15 protein-coding genes are annotated in these 18,246 nt (G+C 74.0%); 9 read left to right on the top strand and 6 right to left on the bottom strand.

Translation table 11 applies throughout. The features are described from left to right. The first annotated feature begins 213 nt into the window (after positions 1-213). Both ACLJT4_RS31750 and ACLJT4_RS31755 read left to right on the top strand, forming a co-directional pair. Positions 214-1,800 carry a hypothetical protein gene (locus ACLJT4_RS31750; RefSeq protein ID WP_411127563.1) on the top strand — a complete coding sequence of 529 codons (1,587 nt, stop codon included), beginning with the start codon at positions 214-216 and terminating at the stop codon, positions 1,798-1,800. A gap of 8 nt (positions 1,801-1,808) precedes the next feature. After that, positions 1,809-1,979: a hypothetical protein gene (locus ACLJT4_RS31755; RefSeq protein ID WP_411127565.1), complete on the top strand. Its 171-nt coding sequence runs from the start codon at positions 1,809-1,811 to the stop codon at positions 1,977-1,979. A 100-nt stretch (positions 1,980-2,079) separates the two neighbouring features. Here ACLJT4_RS31755 and ACLJT4_RS31760 read toward each other — a convergent pair whose 3' ends face one another. The 3 genes from ACLJT4_RS31760 to ACLJT4_RS31770 form a co-directional block, all read right to left on the bottom strand. Continuing rightward, complete coding sequence (locus ACLJT4_RS31760) at positions 2,080-3,021, bottom strand: 3-oxoacyl-ACP reductase (protein ID WP_411127567.1); 942 nt, start codon at positions 3,019-3,021, stop codon at positions 2,080-2,082. 62 nt (positions 3,022-3,083) lie between these two features. Then, entirely contained in the window at positions 3,084-4,169 is a 1,086-nt protein-coding gene (locus ACLJT4_RS31765) for a Zn-dependent alcohol dehydrogenase (protein ID WP_411127569.1), read from the bottom strand. Positions 4,170-4,235: 66 nt separating this feature from the next. Next, positions 4,236-5,129, bottom strand: coding sequence for a MaoC/PaaZ C-terminal domain-containing protein (locus ACLJT4_RS31770; protein ID WP_275464911.1), 894 nt, complete (start codon positions 5,127-5,129; stop codon positions 4,236-4,238). 393 nt (positions 5,130-5,522) lie between these two features. Here ACLJT4_RS31770 and ACLJT4_RS31775 point away from each other — a divergent pair, with 393 nt between their 5' ends. Next, entirely contained in the window at positions 5,523-6,779 is a 1,257-nt protein-coding gene (locus tag ACLJT4_RS31775; protein WP_411127571.1) for a histidine kinase, read from the top strand. Beyond that, entirely contained in the window at positions 6,776-7,381 is a 606-nt protein-coding gene (locus ACLJT4_RS31780) for a response regulator transcription factor (protein WP_037634595.1), read from the top strand. Before ACLJT4_RS31775 ends, ACLJT4_RS31780 begins: the two co-directional genes overlap by 4 nt. A 39-nt stretch (positions 7,382-7,420) precedes the next feature. Here the strand turns inward: ACLJT4_RS31780 and ACLJT4_RS31785 are convergent, their stop codons facing one another. The 3 genes from ACLJT4_RS31785 to ACLJT4_RS31795 form a co-directional block, all read right to left on the bottom strand. Then, complete coding sequence (locus ACLJT4_RS31785; protein ID WP_411127573.1) at positions 7,421-8,866, bottom strand: MFS transporter; 1,446 nt, start codon at positions 8,864-8,866, stop codon at positions 7,421-7,423. A gap of 201 nt (positions 8,867-9,067) precedes the next feature. Continuing rightward, entirely contained in the window at positions 9,068-10,261 is a 1,194-nt protein-coding gene (locus tag ACLJT4_RS31790) for a thiolase C-terminal domain-containing protein (protein ID WP_411127575.1), read from the bottom strand. Between the two features lie 75 nt (positions 10,262-10,336). Further along, on the bottom strand, positions 10,337-12,523 hold the full coding sequence (locus tag ACLJT4_RS31795; protein WP_411127577.1) for an acyl-CoA dehydrogenase: 2,187 nt from the start codon (positions 12,521-12,523) through the stop codon (positions 10,337-10,339). 522 nt (positions 12,524-13,045) lie between these two features. On the opposite strand from ACLJT4_RS31795, the gene ACLJT4_RS31800 reads away from it, so the two are divergent. The 5 genes from ACLJT4_RS31800 (at position 13,046) to ACLJT4_RS31820 (ending at position 18,147) form a co-directional block, all read left to right on the top strand. Beyond that, complete coding sequence (locus ACLJT4_RS31800; protein ID WP_411127579.1) at positions 13,046-13,705, top strand: class I SAM-dependent methyltransferase; 660 nt, start codon at positions 13,046-13,048, stop codon at positions 13,703-13,705. A gap of 19 nt (positions 13,706-13,724) precedes the next feature. Further along, positions 13,725-14,618 (top strand): N-acetylmuramoyl-L-alanine amidase, encoded by an 894-nt coding sequence (locus tag ACLJT4_RS31805; protein ID WP_411127581.1) that lies wholly within the window; start codon positions 13,725-13,727, stop codon positions 14,616-14,618. 191 nt (positions 14,619-14,809) lie between these two features. Then, complete coding sequence (locus ACLJT4_RS31810) at positions 14,810-15,637, top strand: hypothetical protein (protein ID WP_411127583.1); 828 nt, start codon at positions 14,810-14,812, stop codon at positions 15,635-15,637. Between the two features lie 172 nt (positions 15,638-15,809). Continuing rightward, positions 15,810-16,820, top strand: a complete 1,011-nt coding sequence (locus tag ACLJT4_RS31815) for an LLM class F420-dependent oxidoreductase (RefSeq protein ID WP_411127585.1) — start codon at positions 15,810-15,812, stop codon at positions 16,818-16,820. A gap of 490 nt (positions 16,821-17,310) precedes the next feature. Beyond that, a complete protein-coding gene (locus tag ACLJT4_RS31820) occupies positions 17,311-18,147 on the top strand; it encodes a maleylpyruvate isomerase family mycothiol-dependent enzyme (protein ID WP_411127587.1) in 837 nt (278 codons plus the stop codon). Positions 18,148-18,246 lie beyond the last annotated feature (99 nt).

Raw genomic sequence — 18,246 nt, forward strand, 5'->3', positions numbered from 1 at the left:
GAATGCGGGCACGGGCGGGCGGGCACGGCGTGCCCGGCCGCCCGTCGGCAACTTAGGTCTGCCTTACTTTAAGCATCCTTGAATCTCGAAGCACAGCCGCCCCTCCCGGCGCCGGCGAATCGGACAACCGCCACCCTTATGCGTGAAGACCGGCAACTGCCGTTGATCGGCCGGAAGTGCGAAAACTAACGTCCCTCCACTGGAGGTGGCCCGATGACGATCTGTGCCGGTGCAGACGCCGCGACGGCGGACGGTCCGCCCCGCGCGGCGCTGACCCTCGCCGCCGACGGCTCGTACGCCGCCCGTCTCACGCGGCACGACGACGCCGCCGGGAGCTGGTACCCGGAGCGCTGGACGATCGGCGGCCCGGAGCCGTACGCGGTCCCCCTGCCGGGCAGTCAGCCGGAGGAGCCGGACAGCGCCCTGCTGCCGCTCGCGGACGGCCGGGTGGTGATCGTCCGCCGGGTCGCCGACCGGTTCACCGTCTCCCTGCTCTCCCCGACCGGGCCGGGGACCCAGGAAGTGCTGGTCGGCGCGGTGGCGGCCCGGGCGCTGACGCTGCTGCCGCCCGCGCCCGGCGGACTGGACGGCTACGCGCTGGTGTCGGCCGCCGACGGCACCGACGTGTGGCGGGTGCACGGCGGGGCGGGCGGGCCCGAGCGGGTCGCCGTGGTGCCGGGCGCGTGCACCGGCGGGGTGTGGCTGGATCACGAGGGACGGCTGCTGGCGGTGGACCGGGAGCTGGCGGGTCGCACCAAGTCGGTGGTGGTCGACCTGGCGCGCGGCGGGGAGGTCAGTCCGCTGCTCCAGATCACCGCGGAGAGCGACGACCGGCTGGTGCTCGCCGATCCGGACAGCGGGCTGCTGCTGGTCCGGTCGGACGCCCCCGGCCACGACCGGCTGGGCTGGGGCGTGCTGGGCAGCGACCTGCCGGTGCGCTTCCCGGAGTGCCTGCGGGTGCCGGACGCGACGGTGACGCCGTTCGCGGTCCAGCCGGGTCGGACGTTACCGCCGGAGGGGTGTGCGGTGGCGTTCCGGCTCGACGGTCCGGCCGGGCCCCGACTGGGCGTGTGGCGGCCCTCGGAGCGGCAGTTGCGGCAGTTCCCGGCCCCGGAGGGCTGGTTGGCGGGCAGCGGTCGGTGGGCGCCGGGCGGCGAGCTGCTGTTGCCGTACGCCACGGCGGCGGTGCCGTGCGGGGTGGCGCGGATGGCCATACCGCTGGGGCCGGTCGCCGGGGTCGGCGCGCGGGCGGACGCGCGGGGCGGGCCGGCGGCCGCGGCCGGGAAGGCCGTGGCGGCTGCCGAGGACGCGGGGAACGCGGCGGCGGGGCGGGGCGCGGAAGGTACGGAAAGCACGGAGAGCTCGGAGGGCTCGGAGGGCTCGGAGGGCTCAGAGGGCTCGGGGGACGCGGAGGGCGCCGTTCCGTCGGGCGGCAGCGCGGAGGCAAAAGTTCCGGATGAGGCGGTTCCGCACGATCGGGGACCGACGGACGGCGAGGGGATTGTCCTGGATGCGGGTGAAAAAGACGCCGACTCCACGGCATCTCCACATCCGGAGTTCGCCGGCACGGAACCTCTCGACGGCCCTCCTCATCCCCGGATGTGCAGACCAGTACCTCTGCAACAGGCACCTCTCGCGACCCAGGAGTCCCGGTGGAGCGCCGTTTCGGGCCCCGTTAGTATTCCGCCGGGGGCTGTGCAGCCGGTTGACCCGGCCACCGACGGCACCGCACGGGTCGCGTCCCGGCGGGAGCCGGGGGAGGTCCCGACGCGTACAGCTGTAAGCGATCTGACGGAGTGACTCTTCTCATGTCCGAAGCCCGAACCGACACGACCCAGGCGCGCCCGCAGGAGGCAGCCGCCCAGGCCGCCGAGGCCACCGGCTCCGGTAGGCACCGCGGTCCGGCCGCCAGCGCGGAGGAGATGCAGGGCGCCGCGCACGGGCGGCACCGCCGCGACCACCAGGTTCGGACCGCCTGAGCGGACCGGACAGCGCACGTCGGCCGTGGCCGCCACCCGATGCACGGGGTGGCGGCCACGGCCGTCTGCGTGTCCGCGCAGACCTGTGGCGCGGACGCGCTCAGTCGTGCTTCAGGCCCAGCACCTCCGCGGCCGCGAAGGTCTCGTGCGCCGGCCGCTCCGCGTAGTACGGCGTGAGCAGGCCGTCCAGTTCCTCGTAGCTGAAGACGTCCTTCGCGGTGTCGAACTTCGCGGCGATCCGGGGGCGTTCGGCGATCGCGACCATGCCGCCGTGCACGACCAGCAGTTGGCCGTTGATCCCGGCGGCGGCCGGCGAGGCGAGGTACCCGACGAGCGGTGCCACGTGTTCGGGCGCGAGCGGGTCGGGCCGGCCGTCGTCGGGGACCTCGAACCCGGCGAAGACGTCCTCGGTCATCCGGGTGCGGGCGCGCGGGCAGATGGCGTTGGTGGTCACCCCGTACTTGGCCAGCGCCAACGCGGTGGACGTGGTCAGGCCGACGATGCCGCCCTTGGCCGCGGCGTAGTTGGGCTGGCCCGCCGAGCCGGCCAGGAATGCCTCGGAGGAGGTGTTGACGATCCGTCCGAAGACCGGGCCGCCGGTCTCCTTGGAGCGGGCGCGCCAGTGGGCGGCGGCGAAATGGGTGGTGTTGAAGTGGCCTTTGAGGTGGACCCGGATGACCGAGTCCCACTCGTCCTCGGTCATCGAGAACACCATCCGGTCGCGCAGGATGCCCGCGTTGTTGACGAGGACGTCCAGCCGGCCGTAGGTGTCGAGCGCCAGTTGGACGAGTGCGCCGGCCTGTTGGTGGTCGGCGACGTCGCCGGTGTGGGCGACGGCCTGGCCGCCGGCCGCACGGATCTCCTCGGCGACCCGCTCGGCAGGGGCGGCTGAAGCCGTGCCCGATCCGTCCCGGCCAGGCTGGCCGAAGTCGTTGACGACCACCCGGGCGCCGAGCCGGGCGAGTTCCAGGGCCTCGGCCCGACCGAGGCCGCGGCCGGCGCCGGTGACGATCGCGGTCCGGCCCTCCAGTGGCTGTGCCATGCGTGTCCTCTCCTGTGCAGTCCGGGTGCGGTCCGCCTGCGGCCCGTCCCGGAGGTCTCCGCTCAGATCTCTATGCAGGTGCGCAGCGCGGCGCCCGAACGCATCTGGTCCAGGGCGTCGTTGATGCCGTCCAGCCGGACGCGGTGGGTGATCAGTCCTTCGAGGTCGATGCGGCCGGCCCGCCACAGGGCGATGGCCCGCTCGTAGGAGCGCAGCACGTCCGCGCCCCCGTAGAGCGACGGCAGGATGCGCTTCTCGTCGAAGAACAGCTCGAACATGTTGACCTGGAAGGTGTCGTCCATCGCGCCGGCGCCGACCACGCAGAGGGTGCCGCCGCGCCGGGTCGCCTCGTAGGCGGTGCGGGCGGTGGCGGACTTGCCGACGACCTCGAAGACGTAGTCGAAGCCCTCCCCCGCGGTGATCCGGGCCTTCGCGTCGGCGAGTTCCTCGGGGGCGACGGCTTCGGTGGCGCCGAACCGGAGGGCGGCCTCGCGGCGGGCCGCCACCGGGTCGACGGCGACGATCTGGGCCGCGCCGCAGGCCCGCGCCCCCTGGATGACGGAGATGCCCACGCCGCCGCAGCCGATCACCGCGACCGAGGAACCGGCCTCCACCTTGGCGGTGTTGAAGGCCGCGCCCAGCCCGGTGGTGACCCCGCAGCCGATCAGGGCGGCGATCTCGTACGGGACGTCGTCCGGGATCGGGACGGCGCAGTTGGCGGCGACCACCACCTCCTCGGCGAAGGTGCCGGTCCCGGCGAAGCCGAATACGTCGGAAGGGCTGGCGCCGGGGCGTTTGAAGTTGGGGGTGCCGGCGTTCATGAATCCGGCCAGGCACAGGTGCGTCTGGCCGCGCCTGCAGGACGGACAGCTGCCGCAGGCCGGCAGCCAGCACATCAGGACCCGGTCGCCCGCCTTCAGGCTGGTGACCCCGTCGCCGACGTCCAGGACCTCGCCGGCCCCCTCGTGCCCGGGGACGAAGGGTGCGGGCTGCGGCAGCACCCCGTTCATCGCGGAGAGGTCGGAGTGGCACAGTCCGGTGGCCCGGATCCTGATCCTGACCCGGCCGGGGCCGAACCCCACCGCCTCGACGTCGTCGAGCACCTCCAGCTTGTCCCGTCCGGTCTCGTGCTGTACGGCTGCGCGCATCCGAGCGGCTCCTCTCGTACGTACGACATTGCGGTGGGTCCGGCCGTGCTCCGCCGCGACCCGGTCCTAGCTGTGCTCGACCACCGTGTCCGCCAGCACCGGTGCGTCGTCCCGCTCGGGCGCGGTGACCGAGACCCGGATGCGGCCGCCGGTGCCGGACTCCGCCGGCTCCCGCCACAGGCGGATCCGCAGCGTCTCGCCCGGGAACACCACCCCGGCGAACCGCGTCGCGTACGACCGCACACGCGCGACGTCGCCGTCCAGTGCGGTGTCCACGACGGCCTTGAGGGTCACGCCGTAGGTGCACAGGCCGTGCAGGATCGGCCGGTCGAACCCGGCGAGCGCGGCGAACTCCGGGTCGGCGTGCAGCGGGTTCCAGTCGCCGGAGAGGCGGTAGAGCAGCGCCTGGTCGGCGCGGACCAGGCGCTCGGTGGTCAGGTCGGGCGCCCGGTCGGGCAGTTCGCTGCGGACCGAGGGGCCGCGTTCGCCGCCGAAGCCGCCCTCGCCGCGGACGAAGATCTGGGTGTCGCAGGTCCACAACGGCCCGTCGTCGTCGGCCACTTCGGAGCGCAGCACGATGACCGCGGCCTTGCCCTTGTCGTAGACGGCCGGGACGGTGGAGGTCTGGGTGGCGCGGCCGCGCACGGGCAGGGCGCGGTGCACGGTGACGGTCTGGCCGCCGTGCAGGACGGCCGCCAGGTCGACCTCGATGCCGGGGGCGGAGAGCCCGCCGGCCAGCGCCATTCCGCCGCCGGCGACGGTGGCGAAGCTGGGGAGCACGTGCAGCGCGCTCTCCAGGGTGTAGCGGAGTTCGTCGGGGTCCGTGGCGGCGTGCGGTTTCTCCGCGGTGGCGGCGCCGGCGCCGATGCCGAGGTGGTAGAGCTGGACGTCCTTGTGGTCCCAGGCGAGTCCGGTGGTCCGCGGCTCGGCGGAGGTGGCCTTGGCGGCGTCGATGGGCATGGGGGTGCTGCTCTCCTTCACCACGGTGTGAGACCCCGGCCCGACCGTCCGCACCGTCGGCCGCGCCGGGGTCGTTTCGGATCGGCGGGCCCGCGCTCCTGCGGCCGGTGCGCCGGGGTCCGACGCACCCACACTTCTAGAACGCGTTCTAGCCGATGGCAGTCATGTATAGCCGATGCGGGCCGCACCCGGAAGACCCCTGACGGTATGTCAGATGTCGGTGTCGCCGCGGCCCCGGCCACACCGCCCGGCCGCCCGGCCCGTGACATTTGTCAGCGCGCTTCCCGCACATTCGCACCTGCCGCGCGACCGGCCCCCTCCGTAATCTCAAGGACACGACCGGCGGCCCGGGGAACGGCACGGCGGAGCGCACGGCACGAGGCGAGGAACGACATGCGACTGAGACGACGACGGCAGGACGCCGGGGGCGAGGACCCTGACGGCGGAGCGCAGCGGCCCTCCTGCGGGCCGGCGCAACCCGCCGAACGGGAGGAGAAGGGCCCCGGCCGGTACGCCTTCCTGCCCTGGCTGCTGATGGGACTGGGCGCGTTCTCCAACACCATCCAGGGCAAGTCCGGCGACCCCTGGCTGGCCGGCGTCGGCCTCCTCGCCTTCAACTCCCTCTACGTCACCGTCGTCTTCTCCGCCTTCAACCCCCGCCGGCGCGACACCCGCTTCCCGCTCGGCGCCCTGGCCGCGCTGACCGCCGTCACCTTCGCCATCGCGCTGGGCTTCGGCGGCGAGTGGTTCCTGTTCTTCCCGCTGCTGTCGCTGGCCTCAGGCACGGTGCGCGCGCTGCGCGGCAAGGCGCTCGGGATCTGGCTGATCGTGCTCAGCGGCACGGCCGGGGTCCTCTCCGGCTGGTGGGACGACGACCCCTGGAACTCGGTCAGCATCGGCTACGGCACGTTCCTGTCCGGGATGGTGACGGCCACCGTCCTCAGCCTCTTCGACACCATCCACGAGCTGCGCGCCACCCGCCAGGAACTGGCCCGCAGCGCCGTGGAGAAGGAGCGGCTGCGGTTCTCCCGCGACCTGCACGACCTGCTGGGCCACACGCTGTCCGTCGTGGTGGTGAAGGCCGAGGCGGTCCGCCGGCTCGCGCCCCGCAACCTCGACGCGGCACTGGCCCAGGCCGCCGACATCGAAGCGGTGGGCCGGCAGGCGCTGACCGAGATCCGGGAGGCGGTCAGCGGCTACCGCGAGGGCAGCCTGGCGACCGAGCTGGACCGGGCCCGTTCGGCGATGGACGGCGCCGGCATCGAGCCGGTGGTGCGACACGCCGGGCCGCCGCTGCCGCCGCAGGCCGAGGCGCTGCTGGGCTGGGTGGTCCGCGAGGGCGTCACCAACGCCGTCCGGCACAGCGGCGCCACCCGCTGCGAGATCGAGGTGCACGTGGACGCCGACCGGGCACGGCTGACGATCACGGACGACGGCCACGGTCCCGTAAGCTCCGGTGCGTCCGACGCACCGCCCGGCACCGTGCCCGGACCGGTGGGCGGCACGGGCTTGAAGGGGCTGACCGAACGACTGGCCGCGGCGGGCGGCACACTGCGCAGCGGCCCCGACGGCCGGCGTGGATTCCGCGTCACCGCCGAACTTCCGGTGGGCGCGGCCGATCTGGCGGAGACGGAGGAGTGGGCCCGGTGATCAGGCTCCTGCTGGCCGAGGACCAGCGGATGATGATGGGCGCACTGGCGCTGCTGCTCGGTCTGGAGGACGACATGGAGGTGGTGGCCCAGGTCCCGGCCGGCGACGAGATCGTCGCGGCGGCCCTGGAGACCCGTCCGGACGTCGCGCTCCTGGACATCGAACTTCCCGGCCGCAGCGGCCTGGACGCCGCCGCCGACCTGCGTGACCAACTGCCGTCGTGCAAGGTGCTGATCGTGACGACGTTCGGGCGGCCGGGCTACCTGCGCCGCGCCATGGAGGCCGGGGCGTCCGGCTTCCTGGTGAAGGACGGGCCGGTGGAGGACCTGGCGGCGGCGATCCGCCGGGTGCTGGCCGGTGAACGGGTGATCGACCCCGGATTGGCCGCCGCGGCGCTGAGCGCCGGCCCCAACCCGCTGACCCCGCGCGAACGCGACGTGCTGACCGCCGCGGTGGACGGCGCGACGGTCGCCGACATCGCCGCCAAGCTGCACCTGTCGCAGGCCACCGTCCGCAACTACCTCTCGGCCGCCATCGGCAAGACCGGCACCCGCAACCGCATCGAGGCGGTGCGGGCGGCCCGCCGCAACGGCTGGCTGTAGCGGCGGGCCGCCGTGAACGGGGGCCCGCCGTGGACGAGGTCAGCCGTGGACGAGGTCCGTCCGGCGGCGCGGCAGGGCCAGCACCATCAGCGCGATGCTGACGGCCAGCACCACCGCGCCCACCAGGAAGGCCGTGCCGTAGCCGTCGGCCAGCGCCGCCCGGCCGTGCCCGGCGGCGACCTGGGAGGCCGCGACGGTGGAGAGCACCGACAGGCCCAGCGCGCCGCCCATCTGCCGCGAGGTGTTGATCAGGCCGGACACCAGGCCCTGGTCGGCCGGGTCGGCACCGGAGGTGGCGATGGCGGCGACCGGCGTCGCGGTCAGTCCGGCGCCCAGCGCCATCAGGACGCCGGGGCCGAGGATCGTCCCCAGGTAGGTGCCGTCCACCGTCAGCAGGCTCTGCCAGCCCATCCCGGCCAGCGAGACCACCGCGCCGCTGATCGCCAGCGTCTTGGCGCCGAGCCGGTTCATCAGCCGGGGCGCGAGCTTCGAGCCCAGCACGATGGACAGCGAGTGCGGGAGGAAGGACAGGCCGGCCTGGAGCGGCGTGTAGGACAGGACGTTCTGCATGTAGAGCGACAGGAAGTACCACATGGAGAACATCGCGGCGCCGGCCAGCACCATCGCGGCGTTGGCCGAGGAGACCGACCGCAGGCGGAACAGCGTCAGCGGCATCAGCGGGGCCTTGGTGCGCGCCTCCACGGCGACGAAGACCGCGAGCACCACCAGTCCGACGGCCAGCGGCAGCAGCGCGGACGGCGACCCCCAGCCGTGCGTCTCGGTCTGCACGATGCCGTACGCCACCAGCCCGAGCCCGCCGGTGACCAGCAGCGCGCCGGGCACGTCCAGCCGCCGGGCGGCGCCCTGCCGGCTCTCGGCGAGCCACAGGGCGGCTCCGGTCAGCACCAGCGCACCCACCGGCACGTTGATCAGCAACACCCAGCGCCACGACAGGTATTCGGTGAGCACCCCGCCGACCAGGCCGCCCACCGCGCCGCCGCCCGCGCCCACCGCCGTCCAGGTCGCGATGGCCCGGGTGCGGGCCGGCCCGGCCGGGAACGACGTGGTCAAGATGGTGAGGGTGGCCGGGGAGAGCACCGCGGCGCCCACACCCTGGATGGTGCGGGCGGCGATCAGTTGCCAGGGCTGCTGGGCGAGCCCGCCGGCGGCGCTCGCGACGGTGAACAGCGCCAGCCCGATGACGAAGATCCGCTTGCGGCCGAAGATGTCCGCGGCGCGGCCGCCGAGCAGCATGAAGCCGGCGAAGGTGATCACGTAGGCGTTGACGATCCACTGCAGGCCCAGTTCGGACAGGCCCAGTCCGGAGCGCATGGCGGGCAGCGCCACGTTCACGACGGAGACGTCCAGCACGACCAGGAACTGTCCGGCGCAGACCAGCAGCATCACCAGCCAGGCCGGCGCGGCCGTCCGGCGCGCGGACGCGGACAGCGTGGAGGGGGTGGCTATCGGGGGCATGCGGACCATGCTCGCATCGGACGCGCGCCCCCCGCATCGGGATATCGGTGCATCCAGCAACCGCTCGGGTCCTAGGACGAAGGACGTAGGACGGGGCGGGGCGCGGGGGTGGACCGTAAGGGGTGGGGGCGGGGGTCCCCTAGGGGTCACGCGGGCCCCCGGGGAACCAACTACCCGCGGGGTGCGGAGAGTTAACGCGGGCCCCGCCCCTCACTTCCGCAGCAGCGTCACCACCGCCGCGCCGCCCAGGCCGATGTTGTGGGCGAGGCCGACGCGGGCACCGGGGACCTGGCGCTCACCGGCCGTGCCGCGGAGCTGCCAGACCAGCTCGGCCGCCTGGGCCAGGCCGGTGGCCCCGAGCGGGTGCCCCTTGGAGATCAGGCCGCCCGACGGGTTGACCACCCAGCGCCCGCGGTACGTCGTGGCGCCCTCGGCGATCAGCTTGCCCGACTCCCCCACCGGGCACATGCCCAGCGCCTCGTAGGTCAACAACTCGTTGATCGAGAAGCAGTCGTGCAGTTCGATCACGTCGACGTCCTCGATGCCCAGGCCGCTCGCCTCGTAGACCTGGTGGGCCGCGGCCCGGCTCATCGGTGCGCCGACGACGTCGATGCAGGAGCCGGCGGCGAAGCTCTCCTCGGTGTCCGTGGTCATGGCCTGTCCGGCGATCTCCACGGCGCGGTCCGCCAGGCCGTGCTCGCGCACGAAGCGTGCGGAGACCACCACCGCCGCGGCGGCCCCGTCGGACGTCGGCGAGCACTGGAGCTTGGTCAGCGGACGGTGCACGGTGCGGGCGGCGAGGACCTCCTCGACCGTGTACACGTCCCGGAACTGGGCGTACGGATTGTGCGCGGAGTGCCGGTGGTTCTTGGCGCCGACCAGGGCGAGCTGCTCGGCGGTGGTGCCGTACCGCGCCATGTGCTCGCGGGCCGCGTTGCCGAAGATCTGGGCGGTGGGCGGGGTCATCTCGAAGCCGTGCGCCGCGGCCATCACCCCGTAGTGGCGGGCGACCGGCGAGGACGCGAAGTCGCCGCCGTCCGCGCCGGCGCCCAGTGCGCCGCGCTTCATCTTCTCGAAGCCCAGCGCCAGGACGCAGTCGTTGAGGCCCGACGCGACGAACTGGCGGGCCATCATCAGCGCGGTGGAGCCGGTGGCGCAGTTGTTGTTGACGTTGTAGACGGGGGCGCCGGTGAGGCCCAGTTCGTAGACGGCGCGCTGGCCGGCCGTGGACGCCTGGTAGCAGTAGCCGACCGGCACCTGCTCGACGGCGTCGTAGCCGATGCCGGCGTCGGCGAGGGCCGCGGCGCCCGCCTCCTTCGCCATGTCCCAGTACTGCCAGTCGCGGGTCTCCGGCTTTTCGAACCGGGTCATCCCGACGCCGATGATGTACGCCGTGCCGGCCATGCGGATCCTCCTGGGGCCAGGTGACGGGCGGATGCGGAGCGGGGTGGGAACGGGGGGACTGCGGGGGAACGGGGGTCAGACGAGGGGGCGGGGTTCCGGGTCGCGGGGCAGGCCGAGGAGCCGCTCCGCGACGACGTTCAACTGCACCTGGGTGGTGCCGCCGGCGATGGTCAGGCAGCGCGACATCAAAAAGCCGTGCAGGGCCCGCTCCCCGGGGCCCTCGCGGACCGCGCCGGCCGGGCCCAGCAGTTCCAGGGCCAGGTCGGCGAGCTTCTGTTGGTGCGCGGTCTGCACCAGCTTGCGGATGCTGGCGCCGGCGCCGGGTTCCTGGCCCGACACCTGCTGGAGCGTGGTGCGCAGGCCGATGCAGCCGAGCGCGTGCGCCTCGGCGAGCAGCGTGCCGACCCGGGCGCGGACCGCGCCGTCCAGTTCGGCGGAACGGCCCAGCAGGGCTTCCAGGCCGGTGTCGAAGGTCATCTGGTCGGCCATGTGGACGCGTTCGTTGCCGAGGGTGGTGCGGGCCACCCGCCAGCCGTCGTCGACCGTGCCGACCACCGCGTCCGCCGGGAGCAGCACGTCGTCGAGGTAGACCTCGTTGAAGAGCGCGTCGCCGGTGATCTCCTTCAGCGGGCGGACGTCGACACCCGGAGTCGACATGTCGATGACGAAGAAGGTCAGGCCGCGGTGCTTGGGCGCGTCCGGGTCGGTGCGGGCCAGCAGGATGCCGCGGTCGGCCGTGCGGGCCGCGGACGTCCACACCTTCTGGCCGTTGATCCGCCAGCCGCCGTCCGCGGTCCGCTCGGCGCGGGTGCGCAGCGACGCCAGGTCCGAACCGGCCTCCGGTTCGGAGAACAGTTGGCACCAGGACAGGTCGCCGCGGAGGGTCGGCGGCAGGTACTGCTCCTGTTGGGCGGTCGTGCCGTGGGTGAGGAGCGCCGGTACCACCCAGGTGGCGATGCCCAGTTCGGCGGTCCGGACGCCGGCGGCGGCCATCTCCTGCTGGATGGCGAGCTGTTCGACGGGGCCAGCACCCAGCCCGTAGGGGGCGGGCAGGTGGGGCGCGGCGTAGCCGGTGGGGGCCAGTGCGCGGCGGGCGGCGGCCGGGTCCAGGCCGCGTGCGGCGTCGACGACGGTGCGCGCCCGGTCCCGGAACTCGGCTGCTTCGGCGGGGAGTTCCAGTCGGAGTTCGCGGCGGGCGCCGGCCGCGGCGTGCCGGGCGGCGCGCAGCCGGTGGGCGTCGCCGCCGCCGAGCAGTTGGCGGGCGGTGAGGGCGCGGCGCAGGTGGAGGTGGGCGTCGTGCTCCCAGGTGAACCCGATGCCGCCGAGGATCTGGATGCAGTCCTTGGCGCAGTCGGCGGCGGCGTCCAGGGCGGTGGCGGTGGCCAGCGCGGCGACCAGCCCGCGCACCTCGGGCGGTGCGTCGACGGCCCGGGCCGCGTCCCAGACCAGGGCGCGGGCCTGTTCGCAGCGCACGAGCATCGCGGCGCAGAGGTGCTTGACGCCCTGGAACTGGCCGATCGGGCGGCCGAACTGTTCGCGGACCGCGGCGTGCGCGGCGGCGGTGTGCAGCGCCCAGGCGGCGGTGCCGCAGCCCTCCGCGGCGAGGAGCACCCCGGCGAGGTCGCGGACCAGGGCGCCGTCGACGGCCAGGCGCCGGTCGGCGGGGACGGTCGCGCCGTCCGCGCGGACCTCGGCGGTCGGCCGGGTCGGATCGGCGCTCTCCTGGACGCGGACGGTGAGCGCGGCGGCGTCCACCGCCAGCCACACCGTCCCGGTGGCCGCTTCCGCGGCGAGCACGATCAGGTCGGCGTCGCCGCCGGCCAGGACGGGCGGGGCGGTGCCGTCGAGGAGGTAGCCGTCGGCGCCCTCCACGGCGCTGAGCGAACCGCTGCCGAGGGCGACGGCGGCGATCCGTTCGCCCGCGGCCAGCGCCCGGACCAGCGCGCGGGGGGCGCCGCCGCGGTGCAGCAGGGCGGCGGCGAGGGCGGTGGGCAGATAGGGGCCGGGGAGGGCGGCCCGGCCGAACTCCTCCAGTACGACGGCGAGGTCGAGCAGGTCGCCGTCGCCCCCGCCGGCGGTCTCCGGCAGGTGGAGGCCGAGCAGTCCCTGCTCGGCGAGCCCGTCCCAGTGGGCGGGGCGACCGGTCCGGGTGGCCGGGGCGTCGAGCAGTTTGCGCACGTCTTCGGGCGGTACGGCGCGCGCGGCCCAGCCACCCGCCGCCTCCGCGAGGTCACGATGGTCCTGCGTGATTCCGATGCCCATGGCGGGCAGAGTAGAACACGTTCCAATCTGACGGAAGGTCAGGAGCGGTGGGAAACGGTCACCCGCCGGCGGGAAACGATCGGCCCCGCGCCGGAAACGGCCCGGTGAATTCCACCTGGGCGGGCGTTCGCCATTCCGGCCGCCGATCCGCCGGCCGTTTATCGACCGGCCTTTCCGCGCGCATTCCGGACGGTTCGCCGCCGCGGCACGGGGCAGCGGGCGCCCCGCCCCGGGTTCCACGGGAACGGAATCGACGAATTCCCGGATGTCGGGAACGGCCGTCCGGTAACCGGAAGGCGCACGGCGCGGGGGGAGAGAGAAACCGAAGAAGTGGACGACGGACGACGGCGGGGCCGGGGCGAACGGCGGGGAGGAGAGGGGCGACCCCCGTTCCGCTCCCGCACGCCCCGTACGGCACGATCCATAGCGCACGCCCCGTACACCCCGCGGGCCCGTCCGGCCCGCGCCCCGCCCGGACCCGACCGCCGCCGCAGCCCGGCCGCACCCACCAGGAGGAAGCCCATGACCGCCCCCACGGCCCCGACCCCGCTCCGGCCGGAGATCCTCGCCGCGTTCGAGGCGGCGAAGGGCTTCATGCCGGTGGACGAGGGGCTCGCCCTGTACGCGGCGGCCGGCGAGGCGGCCGCGCTCGGGCTGCCACTGGTGGAGATCGGCACGTACTGCGGCCGCTCCACGCTGCTGCTCGCCGAGGCGGCCCGCGCCGCCGGGGTGATGGCCGTCACCGTGGACCACCACCGGGGCAGCGAGGAGCAGCAGCCCGGCTGGGAGTACCACGACCCGGAGGTCGTCGATCCGGTCGTCGGCCGGATGGACACCCTGCCGACCTTCCGCCGCACCCTGCACGCCGCGGGCCTGGAGGACCGGGTGATCGCCCTGGTGGGCCGCTCGCCGCAGGCCGCGGCGGTCTGGCAGGCACCGGCCGGCCTGGTCTTCATCGACGGCGGACACACCGACGAGCACGCCACCGCCGACTACGAGGGCTGGGCCCCGCACGTCGCGGACGGCGGACTGCTGGTGGTCCACGACGTCTTCCCGGACCCGGCGGACGGCGGCCAGGCCCCGTACCGGATCTACTGCCGGGCCCTCGCGTCCGGCGCGTTCACCGAGGTCGACGCGCACCGATCGCTGCGCGTCCTGCGGCGCACCGGGACCGGAATCTGAGCAGGCTACGATCGCGCAGGTGTCGAACGGCAGTACTTTCCCCCCGCCCCGCCGCTCGCGCGGCATCCTCCTGCTCCTGGTGGCCGTGGTGATGGCCGTCGGTGTCGGCGGCTGGCTGGTGTGGCGGTCGCCGGGCGGCGGCCCCTCCCCCGCCGGCACCACCGCGTCCGGTTCGCCGTCCGACCGCGACGACGCCCCCAGGCACGGCACGGGCAGCCCGGCACCCACCGACGGCGCGCACCGCCTCCAGGGCAGGACCGTGCTCCTCGACCCCGGTCACAACCCGCACAACCGCGACCACACGGCACAGATCGCCCGGCTCGTGAACATCGGCAACGAGCGCAAGGAGTGCGACACCACCGGCACCGCCACCAACGGGGGCTACGCCGAGGCGGAGTTCACCCTGGACGTCGTCCGGCGGGCCCGGGCGCTGCTCCAGGCGGAGGGCGCCAAGGTCGTGCTCACCCAGGACGGCGACCGACCGTACGGACCGTGCGTGGACGAGCGGGCCGCGGCGGGGAACACGGTGCACGCCGATGCCGCGCTCTCGGTCCACGCCGACGGGTCGGACCCCGGCAACCGCGGCTTCCACGTGATCCTGCCGGCGCCGGTCAGCGCCGGGGCGGCCGACACGTCGGCCATCGTCGGGCCGTCGCGGCAGCTGGGCGAGCGCCTGGCCGACCGTTTCGCGGCAGCGACCGGAAGCGCCCGCTCCAATTACCTCGGCCACGGCACCGGGCTGGACGTCCGCTCCGATCTCGGCGGACTGAACCTCTCCACGGTGCCGAAGGTGTTCATCGAGTGCGGCAATATGCGCGACCCGAAGGACGCCGCGCAATTGACCGACGCACAGTGGCGGGAAAAGGCGGCGCGCGGGATCACGGAGGGCATTACGGACTTCTTGGCACGGTGAACGGACTTTCGGACCCGCCGAACGGACTTCCGATCACGGGCCGCACCGTTACCTGGAGCGGCCCACAGGATTCGACGATAGGTTCCCTTTACGATGGGGGCCCATCGCCGTGCCTCGCACCGCGCGCCAGCGACACCGTCGACGCCCGCACGAAGTCGACCAGGAACACGAAACCGACAAAGGACCTTTACGTGAACATCCGCTCCCTCAGTCGAGGCGACGGCGTGGTGATCGGAGCAGCGGTGCTGCTGTTGATCGCCTCGTTCCTCAACCTCTCCTCGTACGGCAGCGCAAACGCCTGGCAATCGCTGGCGCTGCTGATGAGCGTCTACCTGGCCGGCGTCATCGCGGCCGCGCTGATCGTCACGGCGCGGGCGCTGCCGCAGCCGCGCAAGGTCGCCGGACTGGAGCTCGGGCAGTTCGGCGTGGCGCTGTCCGTGTTCGCCGCCTGGACCGCGTTCTGGGCGATCCTCGGCAGCGGCGGTGCGGGCGTGGGCCTGATCATCGGTCTGATCGCCGCGCTGGCACAGGCCGGCGCCGCGGTGGCCACCCCGCTCGTCCCGGCGCTGAAGGTCGCCCTGGTCGGCGAGCCGCGCCCGCAGGTCGCCCACCCGTACGGCACCGCCGGCGGCGGCACCCAGGGCTACGGCTACCCGGGCGCGCAGCAGCAGGGCGGCTACGGCTACCCCGGCGGCCAGCAGCAGCCCGGCGGTGCGCAGCAGCCCGGCCAGGGCTACGGCGGCCAGCCTGCGCCGGCGGCGGACTCCGGTACCACGGCCGGCGGGGCGGCGGGGGCCACCGCCGCGGCCGGCGGCCCGGCGGACTTCTCGCCGTTCTGGTTCGCGGTGCCGGTGGCCCGCCCGCTGTACGGCGAGGAGGGTTCGCCGGCGCCGATCGCCGAACTCGCGCCCGGCACCTGGTACCTCGCGGTGGAGCAGCGCGGCGCCGCGCTGATCGCGCAGACCCAGGACGGTCGGCGCGGCATCCTCCAGGACACCACCGGCATCCAGCGCGGCTGACACCGCCGCCTGACGCGGTCCCGTCGCGGCCTGCCCGGCCGGTCCGGCCCCTCGCCCTCCCGGGCGGGGGGCCGTTGCCATGTCCGCGACGGCGCCGTACAGTGCGCGGACCAGCGACCTGACGATCAATCAACACCGGACGGCAACCGGTCGTCGACGGAGGGGCGGAGCCATGCGACTCGGTCTGGCACTCGGCTACTGGGGCCGCGGCCCCGACCCCCGGCACCTCGAACTCGCCCGCGAGGCCGAGCGGCTGGGCTACGACTCGGTATGGACCGCGGAAGCCTGGGGCTCCGACGCGTTCACCGCACTCACCTGGATCGCGGCACACACCTCCCGGATCAAACTGGGCACCGGCATCGCCCAGATGGCCGCCCGCACCCCCACCGCCACCGCGATGCACGCCCTCACCCTCGACCACCTCTCCGGCGGCCGGATGCTGCTCGGCCTGGGACTGTCCGGCCCGCAGGTCGTCGAGGGCTGGTACGGCCGGCCGTTCCCCAAGAGCCCCCTGACAGCCACCCGGGAGTACGTGGCCACCATCCGCCAAGTCCTGGCCCGCGAAGGCCCGGTGACCGTCGACGGCCGCTTCCACCCACTGCCCTACCAGGGGCCGGACGGCACCGGCCTCGGCAAGCCGCTGAAGCCCATCACCCACCCCCTACGGGCCGACCTGCCCGTCCTGTTGGGCGCGGAAGGCCCCCGCAACGTCGCCCAGACCACCCGCATCGCGGACGGCTGGCTCCCGCTGTACTGGTCGCCCACCCGCCCCGAGGTCTACCGCGAACCGCTCGCCGACGCCCCCGACGGCTTCCTGATCGCCCCCATGACACGCGCCGTGGTCTGCGACGACGTGGCCGAAGGACTGCTGCCGGTCAAAGCGATGCTCGGCTTCTACATCGGGGGGATGGGCCACGCCGCGAAGAACTTCCACGCCGACCTGATGGCACGGATGGGATTCGAGGAAGAGGCCCGACGAGTACAGCGCCTCTTCCTCGAAGGCCGAAAAGAAGAGGCCGTACTGGCCGTCCCGGACGCCTTCGCCGACGAGATCTCCCTGGTCGGCCCCCGCGAACGGATCGCCGAACGCCTGGAGTTGTGGCGCGCCGGACCAGTCACCGACCTGCTGGTGACAGCCCCCGACCCGGCAACGCTACGCGTCTTGGCCGACCTCAACACCTAGGCGCTGCGCTGGGCTTGGGCGTACGTTGTCGGCTTTCCCGCCGCGCGGGATGCCGTTTTGCGCCTGCCGGCGTCCGCTGCGCGGGGCTTCTTCCCACCTGGTCGGCCGTCCCGCCGTGGGGGTTTTCGCCGTTGCGCCTGCGGCGCGTTGCCGCTGCGCGGGGCTTTGACGTACGTGGTCGGCTGTCCCGCCGTGGGGGTTGCTGTTTGCGCCTGCGGCGCGGGCGTTGTCCGCTGCGCGGGGCTGTTGGGTGCGGTGACGGGCCTGCGGGGGTGGTGTGCAGGACTGCTGCGCTTTACGTCCTGCACACCACCCCCTCCGGCCCGCCACCTCCCGTTGAGGGTGGGTGGAAAGACGGGTGGGTGCGGGGCTCGGTGCGGGGCGGGTGCGGGCGATTGGAGCAGGGGCCAGGGCGTGCATTGTTGGACCAGGTGAGCGGCGGGGGGAAATCCCCGAGCCTTGTGGCGGTCCCGGGCAGTAGCGTGCGGCCATGAGCCGCAACGAACCGCACGCGCGTCCGGGCGTCGTTCTCCGGGGCGCCTTCGACCACGCCCAGTACTGCGCGGAACTCCTCGCCGAGGGCGAGCGGTTCCGCGCCGTGCTGCGCGGCGCGGACCTGACCGCGAAGGTGCCGAGCTGTCCCGACTGGACGCTGGCCGACCTCGCCCGCCACCTCGGGGAGGCACACCGCTGGGCCGGGGCGTTGGTCACCAGCCGAGCCACCGGCCCGATCGACGAGGCCGCCATCCCCGGGGTCGCCGGGCCCGACGACGACACCCCCCAGGCGCTCGACGCCTGGCTGGCCGAGGGCACCGAACGCACCGCGGCAGCGCTGCGCGAGGCCGGCCCGGACACCGCCGTCTGGTCCTGGTCGACCGATCACCGGGCCGGATTCTGGGCCCGCCGGATGGTCTACGAGACGGTGGTCCACCGCGCCGACGCCGCCCTCGCCACGGGCGCCGACTACGAGGTCCGGCCGGAGTTCGCCGCCGACGCCGTCGAGGAGTGGCTCCAACTGTGCGCGCTGCCGGTGATGGCCGAACGGTGGGCGGCGCGCGCCGACGGGCTGTTCGGCCCCGGTCGCACCCTCCACCTGCACGCCACCGACGCCCCGCCCGCCCTGCACGCCGAGTGGATCCTGGACCTGACCGGCGACCGCCTCACGCACCGCCGCGCCCACGAGAAGGCCACGACCGCCCTCCGGGCCCCGCTCACCGACCTCCTGCTGGCCCTCTACGGCCGCCGCTCCCCCACCGAGGCCCGCATCGAACTACTGGGCGACCGCGCCCTCTTCGACCACTGGCTGACCTACGCCTCATTCGTCTGAAACGCTGCCCCTTTTTTCTTTTTCCACCCCCATACGGGAGGGGTCGGGGGTGCGGGTGGTGGGGTGTCCGGACGTAAAGCGCAGCAGTCCGGACACCCC

Origin of the sequence: Streptomyces sp. x-19, assembly GCF_046549115.1 — a bacterium.
GTDB classification, from domain to species: domain Bacteria; phylum Actinomycetota; class Actinomycetes; order Streptomycetales; family Streptomycetaceae; genus Streptomyces; species Streptomyces albulus_C.

What these genes read in the sequence shown, in the direction of transcription:
- ACLJT4_RS31815 (WP_411127585.1), top strand. Translation starts at nt 15,810, where the DNA reads ATGCGACTCGGTCTGGCACTCGGCTACTGGGGCCGCGGCCCCGACCCC.
- ACLJT4_RS31785 (WP_411127573.1), bottom strand. Translation starts at nt 8,866, where the DNA reads ATGGTCCGCATGCCCCCGATAGCCACCCCCTCCACGCTGTCCGCGTCC.
- ACLJT4_RS31800 (WP_411127579.1), top strand. Translation starts at nt 13,046, where the DNA reads ATGACCGCCCCCACGGCCCCGACCCCGCTCCGGCCGGAGATCCTCGCC.
- ACLJT4_RS31795 (WP_411127577.1), bottom strand. Translation starts at nt 12,523, where the DNA reads ATGGGCATCGGAATCACGCAGGACCATCGTGACCTCGCGGAGGCGGCG.
- ACLJT4_RS31775 (WP_411127571.1), top strand. Translation starts at nt 5,523, where the DNA reads ATGCGACTGAGACGACGACGGCAGGACGCCGGGGGCGAGGACCCTGAC.
- ACLJT4_RS31755 (WP_411127565.1), top strand. Translation starts at nt 1,809, where the DNA reads ATGTCCGAAGCCCGAACCGACACGACCCAGGCGCGCCCGCAGGAGGCA.
- ACLJT4_RS31820 (WP_411127587.1), top strand. Translation starts at nt 17,311, where the DNA reads ATGAGCCGCAACGAACCGCACGCGCGTCCGGGCGTCGTTCTCCGGGGC.
- ACLJT4_RS31765 (WP_411127569.1), bottom strand. Translation starts at nt 4,169, where the DNA reads ATGCGCGCAGCCGTACAGCACGAGACCGGACGGGACAAGCTGGAGGTG.
- ACLJT4_RS31790 (WP_411127575.1), bottom strand. Translation starts at nt 10,261, where the DNA reads ATGGCCGGCACGGCGTACATCATCGGCGTCGGGATGACCCGGTTCGAA.
- ACLJT4_RS31760 (WP_411127567.1), bottom strand. Translation starts at nt 3,021, where the DNA reads ATGGCACAGCCACTGGAGGGCCGGACCGCGATCGTCACCGGCGCCGGC.
- ACLJT4_RS31750 (WP_411127563.1), top strand. Translation starts at nt 214, where the DNA reads ATGACGATCTGTGCCGGTGCAGACGCCGCGACGGCGGACGGTCCGCCC.
- ACLJT4_RS31770 (WP_275464911.1), bottom strand. Translation starts at nt 5,129, where the DNA reads ATGCCCATCGACGCCGCCAAGGCCACCTCCGCCGAGCCGCGGACCACC.